An 18066-nucleotide genomic window follows, 5' to 3' on the forward strand; every position below is an offset into this window, starting at 1 on the left:
CAAAGGGGATGTTGAAAAGATGAAAAAGACTTCTGGACGCAAATGGTCACTGCTGCTCGTACTTTGTCTTTCATTCACGATGGTGCTCAGCGCCTGCGGGGGCGGAAACAATGCCTCGAAAAGCGAGCCGCCTGCTCCGGCTCCGAGCAACAACGAAGCCTCGGGCAACAATCAGGGCGGAGCGAATAACGGCGGCGACGGCGGCGGTTCCCCGCTGGATTTGGCAATGAAGGGCGAATATAAAGGCACCAAGGTCACGATGTTCGGTCCGTTTGTGGATGCCGACCAGGTGAAGTTCGAAAGTAGCATTAAAGAATTTGAAGAGAAAACAGGCATCGATATTCAATATGAAGGCTCCAAGGAGTTTGAAGCTACGATCAACATCCGGGTTGACGGCGGCAATGCTCCCGATATTGCGGACTTCCCGCAGCCGGGGTTGCTCGCTTCGATTGCCAAGACCGGCAAAGTCATCGATCTGACCACAATTCTGGATCAGGAGAAATTGAAAGCCAACTACAATCAAAGCTGGCTGGACATGGGGACGATGGACGGCAAAGACGGCAAAATCATGGCCGGCATTTGGAACCGCAGCAACGTGAAGAGCTTGGTATGGTATCCGAAAAAGCAATTTGAGGAAGCCGGTTACGAGGTTCCCGAAACTTGGGACGAACTGATGGCTCTGACCGAGCAAATCGCCAAGGACGGGGACGCGGCCTGGAATATCGGCATCGAAAGCGGCGCGGCCACGGGCTGGCCTGCTACCGACTGGGTGGAAGACATCATGCTCCGCACCACGTCGCCCGAAAACTACGACAAATGGGTGAAAGGGGAACTTCCTTTTACTTCTCCTGAAGTGAAGCATGCCGTAGAAGTGATGTCCGAGATCTGGATGAACAAGGACTATGTATACGGCGGCACCAAATCGATCGTAACGACCGCTTTCGGCGACGCTCCGGCTCCGATGTTCGACAATCCGCCGAAATCCTGGTTCCACCGTCAAGGTAACTTTATCACCAGCTTCTTCCCGGAAACGGCTAAAGTTGACGTGGACTATGACTGGTTCTACCTGCCGCCGATCGATGAGCAGTACGGCAAACCGGTGCTCGTAGCGGGCGATATTTACGCGATGTTCAATGACCGCCCTGAAGTTCGCGCGGTAATGGAATTCTTTACGACCGGCGAATCGATCAAGACCTGGGTGCAATCCGGCGGCGTGATCGCGCCGATGAACGACGCATCGCTGGACTGGTACAGCTCGGAATCCGACCGCCGCATGGCTAAGCTCGTACAGGAAGCTTCCACGTTGCGCTTCGACGGTTCGGACCTCATGCCGGGCCAAGTAGGCGCAGGGACGTTCTGGAAAGGCATGACGGACTATGTGAGCGGAACAGCGACTTTGGATAAGGCGCTGGAACAGATCCAGGCGGGCTGGAAGAACTGATTTTTGCGCGCTAGGGTTCGTTGAATGGTTTCGTTCGGCGGTTGTTCTCGGCCGGCGATCGTTCTGATCTGGTGGTTGGTCTCGGCTAACGGACACCACGGACCTTAAAACGCCGAAATCACGGCATTTCAATTTCTAACGGCCATGACAGCCCTTAAATGCTTGTTGAACGCCTATTTTCGGGGCAATGGAGTGAGTTAAGGGCCTGTGTGTCCGTTAGGTTTGCAAAGCAGCCTTTTTAGATCTAATAACGGCTCTGGTGTCCGTTAGATGGGTCATAGGGGAATGGAACTGCCGAAAGGCACCGAAAGTGCTGTAATGCACCGGAACAGGAGAGGGGCTGAGTTAAACGCGAACTGGCCCCTCTTTTTTCATCGGAGCCAACAAACTTGGCGAACGCTTACGAAGTCAGAAGTCGGTTTTGCTCCGCAAAACTAAGTGAACGCTTACGAAGTAGTTTGCTCCGCAAACTTAGCACATGCTTACGATGTTAGTTTTGCTCCGCAAAACTTTGAGGAGGAGCCATTATGAGTGCACAAGCGAAGCAGGGAGTTAGCCTAAAAGCCGTGTTATTGTCGGTTGTTATCCTTTTGGGCAATCTCGTGGTTCATGGCGCGATCTTTATGTTTTTCCGCGATTCGACGTTGAATCCGCTGGTGACTGCCGTGCTGGCGGTCATTTGGGGCGTGGTGGGCGTCTATCTGCTGTACTTTACGCTGAATCTCGCGGCCGAACAATATCCCGAACGGGTCCGCAGGAGAATTCTGCCGTACATTTTCATCGGGCCGGGGGCGATCTTGCTGGGTTGGCTGCTGGTATTACCCGCGCTACGGACGCTTTACCTGAGTTTTTTCAATGCATCCTCGGAAAAATTCGTCGGCTTGGCGAATTACGCCGCCATCTTCAGCGACCGATTGATGGGCATCGCGCTTCGCAACAATCTGCTGTGGGTGTTTGTCGGTACCCTGGCTTGCGTAGGCCTCGGTTTGCTGATCGCGATATTGGCGGACCGCAGCAGCTTCGAGAAACTGGCCAAGTCGATCATTTTCATGCCGATGGCTATTTCCTTCGTGGCCGCCGGGGTAATCTGGAAATTTGTTTACTACTACCAGCCCGGCGATGAGCAAATCGGTTTGCTCAATGCGATCGTTACTTTTTTCGGGGGCGAGCCTCAGGCCTGGACGAGTATGCTCCAGCCATGGAACAATTTTTTCCTCATACTCATTTTGATTTGGATGCAAACGGGCTTTGCCATGGTGATCTTCTCCGCAGCGATTAAAGGGGTTCCCGAGGATATTTTGGAGGCGGCGCGCGTGGACGGGGCGGGGGAAGTCAAAATCTTTTTCGGCATCATGATTCCTTACATCTCCGCGACGATTCTTACGGTAACCACTACGATTATCGTCTTTACGCTGAAAATATTTGACGTCGTCATGGTTATGACAGGCGGTCAATACGATACGGAGGTTGTTGCCACGCAGTTTTACCGGCAGTTTTTCATGTACCGCAATTTCGGGTACGGTTCGACTCTGGCGATCGTGCTGCTCATTGCCGTCTTGCCGGTGATCCTCATTAATCTGCGTCAGTTCCGCAAACAGGGGGGATTTTAATGGTCGGCAGAAAAAAGCGAAAAGGCAGCAAAACCGTCGTCAATCTCGTCCTTGGTTTCATTTGCCTGATTTGGCTGATTCCTACGCTCGGCTTGTTCATTTCTTCCTTCCGGCCTGCGGCGGACATTCTGCAAACCGGCTGGTGGAACGTGTTTCCCCATCAGGATTGGAAAAAATCCGGCGAGACCATCCAGTTGTCCAAAGAGACGGATTTGCGGCAGCCGATCGAAGTGGGCGGCAAAACGTTTACCGATGACCAACTGAAATCGGGGGTGACCGTGGACGGCGACCGCCTGATGTGGGAGAACCGCAGAGCCCGCACGTTAAGCGTGATGGAGCAGGGTTGGGAGTTTAAGCCGGCGCTGACGCTGGACAATTACAAAAACGTGCTGTCCGGCAAGGAGTATAAACTGAAAAATGCCGACGGCAGCGAAACGGTGCAAAAAGGCAGCGGCTTGTCCCAGGCGTTCTGGAACACGCTGACGATCGCGGTTCCGGCCACGGTGATTCCGGTGCTGATCGCTTCTTTTGCCGCTTACGCGTTTGCATGGCTGCGTTTCCCGGGCCGCAAGACGCTGTTCGTCGTCATTATAGCCATGCTCGTCATTCCGCTTCAGGTGGCGTTGATCCCGGTCCTCAAAGATTATACGGCGCTGGGGCTCAACGGAAGTTACCTCGGAATCTGGCTGGCGCACACGGCCTTCGGCTTACCGCTCGTCATCTATTTTATGTATAACTTCATCAGCCAGTTGCCCAAGGATTTGTTCGAATCGGCTTTTATCGACGGGGCAAGCCATTTTACGATCTTCTCGCGGCTGATTCTACCGTTGTCCGTACCGGCGCTGGCTTCCATCGGCATTTTTCAATTCCTTTGGGTATGGAACGATTATCTCGTCTCGCTCATCTTTATCGGGAACCAGCCGGACGTGCAGGTCATGTCGATGAAAATCGCCGATCTCGTCGGCTCGCGCGGCAATGACTGGCACTTGCTGACCTCGGCCGCTTTCATTTCAATGCTGATGCCGCTCGCCATCTTTTTCCTGCTGCAAAAATACTTTGTCAGAGGGTTGATGGGCGGATCGGTGAAAGGCTGAGTTCGCTGTCTTTGGGAGACCAGTTTCGTTTCGGGAGGAGCCTCATGTCTATGAAAACACAGATCAAGATGGAGCAGGGCACGCATCCGGAAGCTTTGTATCCTTACGAAGCGTGGCGTATCCGGGAAGAGGAGTATTCGGAAATAAATCATCAGAGAAACGAGAGCGTTTTTGCGCTCGGGAACGGCTATATCGGGCTGCGCGGCAACTTTGAAGAAGGGTACCATGGAACGGAAGGATCGTCGGTTACCGGCAACTATTTGAACGGATTTTACGATTCGGAGCCGATCCATTATCCGGAAGGAGCTTACGGATATCCGGCACGCAACCATGCGATGCTGAATGTGCCGGACGCCAAAATCATCCGGCTTGAGATCGAAGGCTATCCCTTCAGCTTACAGAGCGGAACCGTCCACATGCACAGCAGGGAGCTGGATATGAAGGGGGGACTGCTGCATCGGCAGGTGGAATGGGAATCGCCGGCCGGTCACCGGGTCATGATCAAGATCCGGCGTCTCGTCGCCTTGGAACGCAAGCATCTTGCTGCGATCTCTTATGAGGTTACGGCCCTCAATTTTGATGGAGAGCTGAGATTGATCTCGCTGATTAACGGAGAGGTCGCGGGAGCGGAAGGAGGTTCTCCGGGCGATCCGAGGGTAGGGGCGCGGCGTCTGGAGCCGAGCCTGCTGCTGGAACAGAGCGGCAGGGAGGCGGCCGGATGCTGGATGAAGCACCGGACGAGGAACACCGGATTTTCGCTGGTGACGGGAATTAGACACTCCATGGATGTCCCGGGAGAGGTGGAAAATAGAGTGGTCGCCGATGGTCCCCGCAAAGGAATACAGTATGTGTTTCCGCTCGAAACCGGGGAGACGGCGCGGCTCACCAAGTATATTGCTTACCACACCTCCAAGGACTACCCGGAGGAGGAACTCGTCCCTCGTAACGTCAAGGTGCTGACGGACGCCGAGCAAGCGGGTTTTGAGGCGCTAGCTGCTGAGCAGCGTGTCTTTTTGGACCGGTTCTGGGGCCGGGGAGATGTGGAGATTGAAGGCGACCCCGCGCTTCAGCAGGGAATGCGGTTCAATGCTTTCGGCTTGCTGCAATCGGTGGGGCGGGACGGGGTCACCAATATCGGGGCCAAAGGGCTGACCGGCGAAGGGTACGAGGGGCATTATTTTTGGGATACGGAAATGTACATGCTGCCTTTCTTTACGTTCACCCAGCCGGAGATTGCCCGGGCATTACTGGAGTTCCGCTATGCGACGCTGGACAAAGCGCGGGAACGCGCGGCGGAGATGTCGCAGAAAGGGGCGCTATATCCTTGGCGGACGATCGCCGGTGAGGAGAATTCGGCCTTTTTTCCGGCGGGAACGGCGCAGGCGCACATCAATGCGGATATCGCATACGGAATCCGGCAGTATGTGTTGGCGACAGGGGATTCGGATTTCCTCGCCGAAAAAGGCGCGGAGATTCTGTTCGAGACATCCCGGTTCTGGGTTGATCTCGGCCACTTTAACCCGGCACGGGGCGGGGCGTTTTGCATCGATGCCGTAACCGGACCCGACGAGTACACGGCCATCGTCAATAACAACGCCTACACGAATCTGATGGTTCGGGAACAGCTGAATTATGCCTGCGAAACGGTAGCCCTGCTGCAGAGGACCTATCCGGAGCAATACGCTCGTCTGGAGCGGGAAATCGGGCTTACGGAGAACGAGGTGACGGAATGGAAAAGAGCGGCGGACCTTATGTTTGTTCCATTTGATGAAGAGCTCGGGATTTACGCGCAGGACGATACGTTTTTGTCGAAGAAAAAATGGGATTTTGCGGGCACGCCGGGAGATAAATACCCGCTGCTGTTGCATTACCATCCGCTCGTTATTTACCGCCATCAGGTATTGAAGCAAGCCGATCTTGTAATGGCGACGTTTTTGCTCGGGGACCGGTTCTCCCTGGCCGAAAAAATTCGGAATTACCGGTATTACGAGCCGTTGACCACGCACGATTCCTCCTTATCGCCCTGCATTCACAGCATTATGTCTGCGGAGATCGGCGATCTGGAGGGGGCGTACAAGTATTTCAACCGTACGGTACGGATGGATCTGGACGACGTCAACCGGAATGTAAAAGACGGCCTCCATACCGCCGCGATGGCGGGTTCTTGGATGTCGGTCGTAAACGGTTTTGGCGGTCTGCGGCTGTATGGGGACGGCATACTTTCATTCTCCCCCGCCCTGCCGCCGCAGTGGGAGAGCTGCCGGTTCAAAGTGGCGAACCGCGGCAGATTGCTGGAGGTTTGCATCGGGCGCGATGAGGTGGCGTACACGCTGCTTGAAGGCGATGCATTTACGATACGGCACAAGGGAGAGCTGGTCCATTTGGCGCCCGGGAAGAAAATTGCAATGTCCCTGGCTTTGCGGCTGGAGGCTGTAATCTTCGATTTGGACGGCGTGATTACGGACACGGCGGAGTATCATTACTTTGCCTGGAAGGAGCTTGCGGACGAACTTGGCATTCCTTTTGACCGGAACGTCAATGAGCGGCTTAAGGGCGTTAGCCGGAGCGAGTCGCTGGAAATTCTGCTGGAGAAGAGTCGCCGTTCCTGGACCGCCGCGGAGAAGGAAGACCTCGCTGCGCGGAAGAATGACCGCTACCGCCGGTTGATCGGCCAGTTGACGCCGGGCGATGTGCTGCCGGGCATCCGCGAGCTGCTGGCCACGCTGCGCGAGCGGGGGATCGCCGCCGGGCTGGCATCGGCCAGCCACAACGCCCCGCTGATCCTGGAGCGGCTGGACGCCGGCTCCTGGTTCCAGGCGGTGGCGGACCCCGTCGGCGTCGCCAAGGGCAAGCCGGACCCGGAGATATTTCTCCGGGCGGCGGAGCTGCTCGGCGTGCCGCCTGAGAACTGCGTCGGCGTCGAAGACGCGGCCGCAGGCATCGCGGCGATCCACGCCGCCGGGATGAAGGCGGTCGGCATCGGCAGCGCCGACCGGCTCGGCGGGGCCGACTTGCTCCTCGCGTCGACCGCCGAGCTGAGCGCGGAACGGCTGCTTGCGCTGTTCCGCTAGCGGCCTCACGGGCGGTGCCCGGGTCGCGCTGCCTGTGCGGCGCGCGAGCTGCAGCCCAACGCTGAGCCCAGACCAGCTCAGCAGCTTGCAGCTCGGCACTAGCCACGCATGCCCGGTATACCTCCGTGCACGGATAGCTATGTGCAAACCGCATTACCAAAGGCCGCTTCGTCCGCCGACCACATGTCGGACGAAGCGGCCTTTGACCTTTTTTCGCGAGATTGTTGGATATCGAAAGAATATAACTGTAAAACCTCCAGCTAATTTGCCCTAAACATACATTTTGAAAGAATTAACTGGAAAACCTCCAGCTAATTGAGCCGATTTGGGCACGACAGGAGAAAATCGCGGTAATTAACTGTACTATTTCCAGTTAAATGCTCGAGCAACACTCTAAAGTCAAAATTAGCTGTAGGTTTTCCAGCTAATTTTCCGCATCCCTGTTTATGAGGCTAAGGAGGCCATTCGCGCCAAGTATCGTCAGTAGGAGGGAGGAAGCTTTACTCCGTAACAATACTTATAGATTCCTCCAACATACCCGGTTACTGACAACCCTCCTTAATCCATCCATCTCACACACTCAGCAACCAGCAGTACCACGCACCAGCTTCCTCCACACCCCAAGTTACTCACAAACCCTGCATATTCATCCATCTCTCGCACTTACCAAACAGCACCTTGCATCAACTTCCTCCCGCTCCCAGTTACTCACAATCCTCCTTATTCCAGCCATATCCACTCACCTCAGCAACCGGTAGCCCACTCGCACCAATTATATCCACCTCATTTACCAGCAATCTTGATGCGTCCGGTCCGTTCATTGCGGCCAGCAGCGAAATGGAGACTGGTGTACGAAATAAGATGGAAAGTAAGTTCTCTGGTAATATGAATGTCTTAGGGGGTGTCATCTTTCTGGAATTCCCGCAAGGTTCGTGGCGAGTTAATAAGACGAGTTAATTGCGAACAGGTTATTCCCGAAGTATCTACGCGGAAGTGACTATCGCAGAAAGTAAACCGGCGGCATACTAAAGCGGAGCGTCAGGTTAAGGTATACTAGGTTTAGCGATGGAAGTACAAATATGCGAGTGGGGAGAACAACCGTATGGCAAATATCAACGAAATCGCCAGGCTGGCCGGCGTGTCGGTATCGACCGTATCCCGTGTGCTGAATCATCATAAATATGTGTCCGAAGATAAACGGGCCGCGGTTCAGAAAGTCATCGATGAGATGAATTACACGCCCAACCGGAACGCCGTCGATTTAATCCGTGGAGAGACGAAGAAGATCGGGGTCATTATCCCGTATACGAATAATCAGGCCTTCGATCAGCTTTTGCATGGGGTGCTCAACCGGTCTGTGGAGAAAGACTATGCGATCATGGTACTGCCAACCAAATACGATCGCGATAAGGAAATCGAACACCTCTCCATGCTGAAAAACAAATTGCTGGACGCGATCATTATCACGTCGCGGGCCAATCCTTGGGAAGATATTATACCTTTTACCGAGTACGGTTCGGTGATTTCTTGCGAGTATACGGAATGTCCCGAAATCGGCTGCTCTTATCTGGACCGGTATGCCTCTTACCTTGAAGTTTTTCAATTGCTTAAAAAGAAGGGGCATCGTAAAGTCGCCTTTACTACGGCCCGGGGAACCGAAAGCGTCAGCACTCTCCAAACGATTGCAGCTTACGAGAACGTGTTCGGCAAGTTGAATCCGGCTTACCATCATTCCGATTGCTTCAGTTTTGAAGACGGATGTTCGGCGGGGCGGCAGCTGTTGAGCTTAGATCCAAGACCGACGGCGGTATACGCGAACGGGGACGAGGTTGCCGGAGGGATTTTCAAGTATGCCAAATCGCTGGGACTGACTATCCCTGCAGACCTGGCCATTATCGGGCAAGAAAATCAGCCGGTCGGCACCGGGCTCGATCTGTCCACGATGGACCATCAACTGGTGAAAGTAGGGGAACAAGCTTTTGACCTCGCCACGGCCAAATCCAAAGAAAAGGTGGAAACGCCTTATAAATTGATCCTTCGCTCCTCGATTTAGGGGTTGACCTGAAATCCATTTCATCTTTTATGCTGGAATCGGTTCGAAGGCATGCCAATAACGGGAGGTTAAAAGAAATGTACACATCCATTATTTATGATGTAGACGGCACATTGATCGATACGGAGCGTGCCGTTCTGGGATCGCTGCAAAAAATGCTGAACATCGATTACGGGATGGCGATGGAAAAGCGGGATTTAACTTTTGTGCTTGGTATCCCCGGGGCTGTGGCGCTACCTCAGCTGGGCATTCAAAATGTTGAAGAAGCCAATGACCGGTGGAATGAATACATGAAGGATTTTTATTCCACCGTGAGCGTATTTGACGGGATTACTCAAGTTCTACAAACGCTGAAACAAAGGAATCTCAAGCAGGGAATAGTCACCTCCAAAACGGGCGAGGAACTGAAGGATGACTTTATACCGTTCGGGCTTATGGAGTATTTAACCTATAAGGTCATTGCGGAAGATACCGCAAAACATAAACCTCATCCTGATCCCCTGTTAAAATACCTGGAGATTTCCGGCTCGGATCCCAAAAACTCCATTTATATCGGCGACACGATATATGATTTTGAATGCGCAAGAGAGGCGGGAGTCGATTTTGCCCTGGCCCAGTGGGGCTGCAAAAATCACGAAACCATTCCGGCCAGGTACAAATTGGCGCGACCTGAGGCACTTTTGAAACTGATCCAACTGTAAATATTGATAAAATTTTCCTAAAGAGATAAATTATTGTTGCATTTTCCCAACTACAACTGTAGAATGAAATTACGAACTACAACTGTAGAACGAAAGGCGGTGGTTGTTATCAAGCATGAAGTGAACATTACGGAAGCGGAACATATCGTAATGGAAGTCATCTGGGGGAAGAACCCAATCTCGTTTCCTGATATCTTGGAAGCAGTGAAAGAGACCGAGTCATGGAGCAGCACCACCGTGCATACTCTTTTATCCAGGCTAGTGAAAAAAGGCGCAATCAGCGTCGATAAAACGACATCCAAATTTTTATACGCCCCTCTGATCAGTTTCACGGAATACAGAAAGCAGGAGACGGATTCTTTCCTGAAAAAAATGTACAAGAACTCGTACAAGATGTTCATGGCGAATTTTATAGAAGAAGCGGACCTATCCCGGAAGGAAATCGAAGAACTGCAGAGCCTGCTTGATCAGTATAAAGATAAAAACAAAAAGGGGTGATGGCTTATGGTAGCACATCTTTTTTATGTGATCGTTTTCTTTTCCCTGGTGAGCGTTTTGGTGATTGGATTGATCACCGGAACGAAGCGGCTGTTCGGCATACGCATGTCAGCGGAGTGGAACTATTATGTTTGGTTGATTCTGATGCTCCAGCTTCTGTTTTTTATCAACCCGTCCGCAATTATCAATCAGTTTGGCAGGGTTCAAGGTGTTTTTGGACAAACCGGAGATGCAAGCCAGTACGAGTCGTTTCTTCCGGGATTTAAAATAGCTTCGGTCATATGGTGCTTCGGTTTCCTGCTAATGTTCCTGTACGCGGGAATCGCACTGATCGTCCTTCATATAAAGTTTCGTCATGCTTCCCGTTGTACGGATCCCGCGGTGATGGAGCTGGCTAATCGATGCCGGCTTATGCTCCGGATGAAACGCCGGGTGCAGATTCTGTGCGTATCCTCCAATATTCCGCCTGTCCATATCGGATTGTGGAAACCCAAAATCCTCTTATCCAGCTCTTTACTAAACTCCTTATCACCCGGTCAACTTCAGCATGTCCTGATGCATGAGCTTGTACATATCAAACGAAGAGATTTATGGCTTCAAGTCACTTTTGTCATTCTAAGGTGTACTCATTGGTTCAACCCCCTGATTTGGTTCGCCATGCGCGATATGAAAAATAGCGGAGAAGTAGCTTGCGACGCAGCGGTTCTTAAATGTCTGGGAAACGAAGCGAGATCGGAGTACGGGCAAACCTTGATCGACTTGCTCAGGTTATTTCCGAAATCTTCATCATCGGTCGGAACGCTCGGCATGCATAGCAAGAAGATTCTGACCCGTAGAATCCGGCAGATTGTTCAAGGATCTCCCAAAGGTGTCCCACGGGTTTATGGTTTAATGTTATCGGTTTTGTTGATCCTGGTAGTCGCTTTTGCCTCGGATCTGTTTCAACATGATTTTTTTGGGAGCAACGGCTACGCTTCTACTTCGGAAAGAGTCAAATAAGTTCAATCACTTGAGGATTGAGTGACGATTTATCCCATTGTTTTTTGTGTCTGGCAGAGACATAGCAACTTATAAAAATTACTAAGGGGACTTTTTATCTTTTTGATTCCAAATATAAACATAAAAATAAAATGCTGTAAATACGCCTTGGTTGGAAAAGAGAGATTGTCCACCTAAAAAAAGGAGTGTTTAACTATGGCAAGTCATATTAATCTTTTGAATCGTAAACCGAATCAATTTCTGGATAGTCCTCTTAAGGCCTGCGGCTGGTGGGCAAGCGATATTTGCGGTACGGACCCTGATGGCTGCGGAGCTTGGTCAAATGACTGTTGTTCCGTATCCGACGGCGGCGCATGCGGACTTGGAGCTTATGATTGCACCGACGCCAACGGCTAAGGTGGCGGCTTAATCGTTCCATTCTAATGTGATGCAATATTCTCTGCCAGGCTCTTTTTTATATAAAAAATATCTTCTAAATAGGAAGTGATTTCAATGATAGAGTACCCGCGAATTGTTGAGAATCATGTATTCAAAATGAACGATCAATCTCTTTTGTTTGATGTGAACCGCTGCAAACTGTTTAGCATTGATGACCCGACGTCCGTTGTGGCCGAATTGTGCGACGGGAGACATGTTCAGGCATTAAGAGAGACGGCAGCAGATATTTTGAGTCTCCGTAAGGAAGAGATAGACCAATTATTAAGCGAGCTCGATGAGGCCGGCCTGCTTAGCGAGGCTCCTTCGGTCATCGGCAGTAAATTTGAAGAGTTGGGAGTTCCCACAAATTACTCGGTTTCCGCCTTGGCTCTGCATGTTATTCATGACTGTAACCTGCGGTGTGCCTATTGTTATGGTGGAGGAGGGGATTTTGGCGGCGAGCGCGTAGCCATGTCCGAAGAAGTGGCGTTAAAGGCCGTTGATTTTCTGATTCGGGAGAGCGGGGACCAGCAAAGTTTAAACATTACTTTCTTTGGCGGCGAACCGTTGATGAACTTGCCGTTAATCAAGAAGGTTACGGAATATTGCCGTCAGAAAGAACGGGAGACCGGTAAAACCTTCAATTTGGGCATGACCACGAATGGAACGCTGCTGACCGACAAAACACTGAAATATTTGAACGAAAACCGGATATCCGTAGGAATCAGCATTGACGGCCCGAAGGAGACCCATGATAAATACCGTCGATATGAGGACCAGTCCGGGAGTTTCGACAGGCTTATGGAGGGCACGCGTAAACTTTTGGACAGCAGAGACGGAAGAGTTACGGCCAGAATTACCGTTACGCGCGACAATCTTAATATTGTCGATATTACTAAGTTTATTTCCGAACTGGGATTCCGGAAAGTTAATCTTGCCCTTGTATCTACAAGCGATGGCTCTCCACTGTCGATTCGTAAGGAGGATCTGCATTATATTGCCGAACAATACCAGCAGCTTGCCGAAGAATTTATCGCGTCCATCAAAGAGAAAAAACGCTATTTCATAAATGTTTTTACGTCCCGGCTTGAGCTTCTGCATAACCGGAAATTCATGTTCTATGATTGCGGGGCGGGCAGAAGATACATGGCGGTTTCTCCGGAAGGAGGAATTTATATGTGCCATCGTTTTGTCGGCATGGAAGAGCAGCGCATGGGAGATCTGGATCACGGGTTTTCAGAGGACATGCTGCGGGATGTCGTTAATTCCCATGTAGAGCAAAAGGAAGGCTGCGGCGATTGTTGGGCGCGATATATGTGCGGCGGGGGATGCTTCTATAACTCGGTTGAAAAAGGCGGCACCTTGCGCAGTTCACCGGGTGATTTTTGCGATTCCTACAAAAGCTTGTTCGAAACAACCATGTATTTGTATCATCAGCTTCAAAGTTATGACGACACCATCATCGACCGGCTGCTTGCACCAAGGGGAAGCAATTATTTCGATGAGATCGATGAAATGGAGCGGAGAGGCGAATTGGTATGAACATTGCGATCGATAATGTGACCAAAGTTTACAAGGGAGGAATCACGGGGATCGACAAGTTGTCCCTCGGTATAGGATCTGGCGTTTTTGGGCTGGTCGGCCGCAACGGAGCGGGAAAAACTACCTTAATGCGCATGCTGGCAACCTTGCTGGAGCCTACGACCGGTAACATCAGAATCGGAGACTGGTCGGTCACTAAGGATGGAAAGCAAATTCGCAAGGAGTTAGGATATCTTCCCCAGGACTCGGGGATTTATCCTAACTTGACTGCCGAGGAATTTTTGGATTACATGGCTCAACTGAAGGGGATTAAGGTGGCTAAGGAGAGAACCCTGCAAGTTAACCGGGTCGTGGAACAAGTTGGTCTTCAAGCTGTAAGCAAGCGTAAAATGAGCGGTTATTCCGGAGGGATGAAGCGCCGAGTCGGAATCGCACAAGCCCTGCTCGGTAATCCGGGACTTCTCATCGTGGATGAACCGACCGCCGGATTGGATCCCGAGGAAAGGGTGAGGTTTAAAAGCGTCCTTTCGCAAATCGGCAATGAGAGAACCGTCATCTTATCCACGCATATCGTTGGCGATATTGAACAAATTTGCCGCAAGCTGGCCATCCTTCATGAAGGAAAGCTGGTTTATCAAGGCGGAATTTCCGACCTGATCGGGCATGTTCAGGGAAGAGTAAGAACAGTTACGGTCCCGGAAAGTGAGGCCGACCATTATAGGAATCAATATTATACAATTTCCACGGCTTATACGGAGAAGGGAGTTGAAATCCGGTTTATAACGAATAGACAAAGTCCGGTCGTAGGCGAGAGCGTTCATGCTACGTTGGAGGATGCTTATTTATTTATGATAAATGAGGGGTGGGCAGATGAGTAAATGGCATGCGGTAACCATGAGCGAGTTTCATATGCAGTTAAGAAGGATAGCGCCTTGGCTATCCATGCTGATTCTGTTCGGGCTTTACCTATGGGATTCTTATCCCGGTACCTCGAATCTGGCCCGGTTAAGTGAATTGAACAATCATTACTATGTGGCTCAAAGAACTTCCGAATTGTTCGGAGAGTTCTTCGTTATCATTGCCGCGGTGCTTACTTCGGATCGAATTCTTCGGGACAGGAACTTAAGGGTAGCAGAGATCATTATGTCATCCCCTTTATCGCGTTTTTCTTACATTACTGGAAAATATGCAGGCAATGTATTGGCATTACTGCTTGTTTGTTTTGTTTTTAATACTTGTGTAGCACTGACTCAAGCATTTTTTAATCCTGAGCCGTTTATAGTTACGCCTTACGCTGAGGCGTTTTTGCTTATTTTTCTGCCGTCCGTCTTATTCGCGGTAGGGCTGTCCATGGCCGGCTCCACAATACTTGGGAGCGCCAAGGGGTTTAGTGCTCTATTTTTGGTGTATGCCGTATTTTGTTTGACCAAATTTTACAATAGCTATGAGACTCCTTTTTACCAACTGGTTGCTGATGCGCCAAAACTCATTTTCTACTCCGGCAGACCGGAAAACCTGCCTTACCAAAGCGCGTATATGAACTTGATGTTTCTGTTCCTGGCGGGACCGATAGCGGTAGCTCTTCTTATTCTGATTAAGTACAGGAAGGGGAGAGCCGTGTGAGTTTGCTTCTCCGGGAGTACAGAATTATCGGCTTGAACATGATCTGGATCCCCGTTTTGGTTACCTTGATTTACTCGGTCATGATCTTTACGGTCCCGGATCATCCGCCGTTTCTGATTACGATTTATGCCGAATTCGTCATGCCGATCATAGGCGCCGTTTTTACGGGGTATCTGATTCAGATGGAAGGCGATCGCTTAATCGAACTGCTGCTGACTCTCCGCAAACCGATCCTTGTGATCTTGCTGATCCGGTATTTGATCATTGTCATGACCTTTGTCCTGATCTCTCTTTTATATATTTTCTTTATAAGAGTCACCTATAATGCATATCCCATCCCTATTTATCTGGGGGCCATAATCCCACCGCTACTGCTTCTTTCTTCTTTATCGTTGTTGTTTTCCATTTTGTTTAAAAGCAATAGCTTGGGAAGTATGTCGGCTGCACTGGTTTGGGGGATTCAATTAATTGCCGTATCGCTTAAACGTTATGAATGGTTTGAATATATGTTCCTTTTTGAAACTTATTATCTATTGGACTCTCCCTTATGGATCTGGAATCGGGCCTTCTTAATCTTCGGTACGATCCTGATCTGGGTCTTGATAGCCGTTTATACGGCCAAAAGAGAGAGAGTGCTGAAATGAGCACGGTTGGCGCGGTTGCATTCGTGGTTTTTATAGGGTTCAATCTGTTGTGCTTAAAATATAAACGGCTTAAAAAATGGGCGGGACCGGCTGCCATCCTCGTAATGCTTCTGATTCCGTCGTTATGGAAGCATATCGCCAGAGGAAGCAGCTTGCTTATGATTCTTATCGCCATATTGTCAGGTTACTTCGCCTTTATGGGATCGCTGATGCTTATCAATCGAAGGGTCTCCAAAGACGAAGTTCTCTCCATTTTTCAACTCGCAAAAATGAAGGGCGGCTGGAAGACAGGCTCTTATTTTTTTATGACCGTTCTTTCCTGTCTTTTGGAAGAATTTTTGTGGAGAGGGACGATTCAGTCGTTTCTGGGAAATACGTGGATTGCCGTACTGCTTACTTCCGTCTTATTTACGATAAGTCATATCCGAAGGCGATTTAAATATGTCCAGATGCTGGATATTTTCTGTTTTTCCCTACTCCTTGGCGGCATCTTTGCCGTTTATCAGGATATTTGGTTTGTTGCCGTTGTTCATTGCAGCAGAAATATTGGCGTGATTTGTCATCAAGAACTTATGCGGGAAGCCCAAAAACCACAGGTCACGACCCAAAGGATGATCTCCCGTGAAAAAGCAGGGCATTAGTCACTATAAGCGGCTACTTGTTTATTTAAGGCCGCAATGGCCTTTGATATTACTTACTTTGATCTGTTCTATTCTTAGCGCGGTATTATCATTAACTTTGCCGGTCGGATTCGGAAAGATCATAGATTCCGTTTCGGAAAACAAGGAGTTTCGAAACCTCGTTATTCTAATTTCGATGATGTGCGGTCTATTGCTGATGCGGGCACTTTTGTCCTTTGCCGGAAGCCTGGCGTATGGAAAAGTAAACAATACGGTGCTGATGAATATTCGTTGCGCTATGTTTGAACATATGCAGAGACTTCCGGTTCGATATTTTTCCGCAACAAAGGAAGGAACGATTATGTCGCGCTTTCTAAATGACGTAAACGCTCTTCAGACGGTAAGCACGGGAGCGATCCTTACGATCGTTACCGATACTCTGCTTTTTATCACGATCGTATCCACCCTTTTTATTCATAATGCGGGTTTAGCTTTGGTTTCTTGCTTGTTGCTCGGAGGTTATATTATTGCTTTGAAAAATAATAAGAAGATCAAGCAGATCAGTCTGCTCAACCAGGAGAAGATGGCGGAGGTTACATCTACGCTCTCGGAATCGTTAGCCGGCATCAGAACGATTAAAATTTTCGGTGCCGAGCGGCGACAGATGGCTTTATATAAACAAGGGTTACAGGAATGGTTTGCGAATAGTATTCGCTTGCTTATGACGATGTCTATATCCAGAGAGGTAGCGGGGTTTATTACAAGCATAGGGCCTATTCTTGTCCTGGGTTATGGCGCGATTCTCGTTAACCGAGGAATGTTCTCTTTAGGGGAACTCGTTACGTTTTACACGTTATTATCCCAGCTATATGCTCCATGCCGAAGATTGGCCCAAATCAATTTGAGCATGCAAACCGGATTGGTCGCGATGAAACGCGTTTTTGATTTCCTGGATGAGGAGGAAGAACAAGACGTTACCCATTCGCTCGGGAAGTCCAGCAACCACCGAGGGAAAATTGAGTTTGAAAATGTTACATTTGCTTATGATCCTAATCAGCCCGTATTGGATCGGGTTTCTTTCACGATTGAAGCGGGGCAAAGCATAGGGCTCGTAGGGGCAAGCGGCGTAGGCAAAAGCACTTTGGTTCAGCTATTATTGCGTTTTTACGATCCGCAGGAAGGCAGAATTTTATTGGATGGCGAAGATATCAAAACCTTTAGCCCGAGAGAATTAAGAGCCGGAGTCGGCGTTGTGAATCAGGAAGTTTTTTTGTTTAATGCGTCCGTGATGGACAATATTAGATACGGTTTTCCCGAAGCGACGGAGGAACAGGCCAAAACCGCCGCCGCTGCGGCGTATGCTCATGAATTTATCCAATCTTTCTCTGAAGGTTATGATACGATCGTCGGCGACCGGGGAATCAAAATGTCCGCAGGGCAAAGGCAAAGAATATCCATCGCGAGAGCGATTCTGAAAAATCCGCAAATCCTGATTCTCGACGAGGCCACTTCATCCCTCGATTCCGAATCCCAGCTTACGGTACAGTGTGCACTGAACGAATTTATTGTAAATCGTACATGCATAGTCATTGCGCACAGGCTTTCGGCGGTTTCGCAGTGCGACAAAATTTATGTCCTGAAAGACGGGAAAATCGTGGAGTCCGGCAAGCATGCGGAGTTGATTGAAAACAAATCTTTGTATTGGAGCTATTATTCGAATGAATCCGGCCTTGTTAGTGAGGGAGGATGAGAT

At 50.0% G+C, this 18066-nt stretch carries 15 protein-coding genes; all 15 read left to right on the forward strand.

The window, feature by feature from the left end:
- The first annotated feature begins 19 nt into the window (after positions 1-19).
- The 15 genes from ACLB09_RS20120 (at position 20) to ACLB09_RS20190 (ending at position 18063) form a co-directional block, all read left to right on the forward strand.
- Positions 20-1441 (forward strand): ABC transporter substrate-binding protein, encoded by a 1422-nt coding sequence (locus tag ACLB09_RS20120; protein WP_410771641.1) that lies wholly within the window; start codon positions 20-22, stop codon positions 1439-1441.
- Between the two features lie 527 nt (positions 1442-1968).
- Positions 1969-3051 carry a carbohydrate ABC transporter permease gene (locus tag ACLB09_RS20125; protein WP_410771642.1) on the forward strand — a complete coding sequence of 361 codons (1083 nt, stop codon included), beginning with the start codon at positions 1969-1971 and terminating at the stop codon, positions 3049-3051.
- Complete coding sequence (locus ACLB09_RS20130; RefSeq protein ID WP_410771643.1) at positions 3051-4145, forward strand: carbohydrate ABC transporter permease; 1095 nt, start codon at positions 3051-3053, stop codon at positions 4143-4145. Before ACLB09_RS20125 ends, ACLB09_RS20130 begins: the two co-directional genes overlap by 1 nt.
- A gap of 44 nt (positions 4146-4189) precedes the next feature.
- A complete protein-coding gene (gene pgmB, locus ACLB09_RS20135) occupies positions 4190-7216 on the forward strand; it encodes a beta-phosphoglucomutase (RefSeq protein ID WP_410771644.1) in 3027 nt (1008 codons plus the stop codon).
- Positions 7217-8318: 1102 nt separating this feature from the next.
- Entirely contained in the window at positions 8319-9269 is a 951-nt protein-coding gene (locus ACLB09_RS20140; RefSeq protein WP_410771645.1) for a LacI family DNA-binding transcriptional regulator, read from the forward strand.
- A gap of 77 nt (positions 9270-9346) precedes the next feature.
- A complete protein-coding gene (locus ACLB09_RS20145; protein WP_410771646.1) occupies positions 9347-9970 on the forward strand; it encodes an HAD family hydrolase in 624 nt (207 codons plus the stop codon).
- A 99-nt stretch (positions 9971-10069) separates the two neighbouring features.
- Positions 10070-10468, forward strand: coding sequence for a BlaI/MecI/CopY family transcriptional regulator (locus ACLB09_RS20150; protein ID WP_410771647.1), 399 nt, complete (start codon positions 10070-10072; stop codon positions 10466-10468).
- A gap of 6 nt (positions 10469-10474) precedes the next feature.
- A complete protein-coding gene (locus ACLB09_RS20155) occupies positions 10475-11467 on the forward strand; it encodes a M56 family metallopeptidase (RefSeq protein ID WP_410771648.1) in 993 nt (330 codons plus the stop codon).
- Positions 11468-11662: 195 nt separating this feature from the next.
- Entirely contained in the window at positions 11663-11863 is a 201-nt protein-coding gene (locus ACLB09_RS20160; RefSeq protein WP_410771649.1) for a hypothetical protein, read from the forward strand.
- A 96-nt stretch (positions 11864-11959) separates the two neighbouring features.
- Entirely contained in the window at positions 11960-13426 is a 1467-nt protein-coding gene (locus ACLB09_RS20165; protein WP_410771650.1) for a radical SAM protein, read from the forward strand.
- Positions 13423-14304 carry an ABC transporter ATP-binding protein gene (locus tag ACLB09_RS20170; protein ID WP_410771651.1) on the forward strand — a complete coding sequence of 294 codons (882 nt, stop codon included), beginning with the start codon at positions 13423-13425 and terminating at the stop codon, positions 14302-14304. Before ACLB09_RS20165 ends, ACLB09_RS20170 begins: the two co-directional genes overlap by 4 nt.
- On the forward strand, positions 14297-15049 hold the full coding sequence (locus ACLB09_RS20175) for an ABC transporter permease (RefSeq protein WP_410771652.1): 753 nt from the start codon (positions 14297-14299) through the stop codon (positions 15047-15049). Before ACLB09_RS20170 ends, ACLB09_RS20175 begins: the two co-directional genes overlap by 8 nt.
- Positions 15046-15693 (forward strand): hypothetical protein, encoded by a 648-nt coding sequence (locus ACLB09_RS20180; protein WP_410771653.1) that lies wholly within the window; start codon positions 15046-15048, stop codon positions 15691-15693. The genes ACLB09_RS20175 and ACLB09_RS20180 overlap by 4 nt, the downstream gene beginning before the upstream one ends.
- Positions 15690-16334 (forward strand): CPBP family intramembrane glutamic endopeptidase, encoded by a 645-nt coding sequence (locus ACLB09_RS20185; protein ID WP_410771654.1) that lies wholly within the window; start codon positions 15690-15692, stop codon positions 16332-16334. The genes ACLB09_RS20180 and ACLB09_RS20185 overlap by 4 nt, the downstream gene beginning before the upstream one ends.
- The gene (locus ACLB09_RS20190; protein ID WP_410771655.1) at positions 16315-18063 is read left to right on the forward strand and encodes an ABC transporter ATP-binding protein; all 1749 of its coding nucleotides are present in this window, start codon (positions 16315-16317) and stop codon (positions 18061-18063) included. Before ACLB09_RS20185 ends, ACLB09_RS20190 begins: the two co-directional genes overlap by 20 nt.
- Positions 18064-18066: the final 3 nt, after the last annotated feature.

Origin of the sequence: Fontibacillus forbon (genome assembly GCF_046559655.1) — a bacterium.
Classification (GTDB): Bacteria; Bacillota; Bacilli; order Paenibacillales; family Paenibacillaceae; genus Fontibacillus.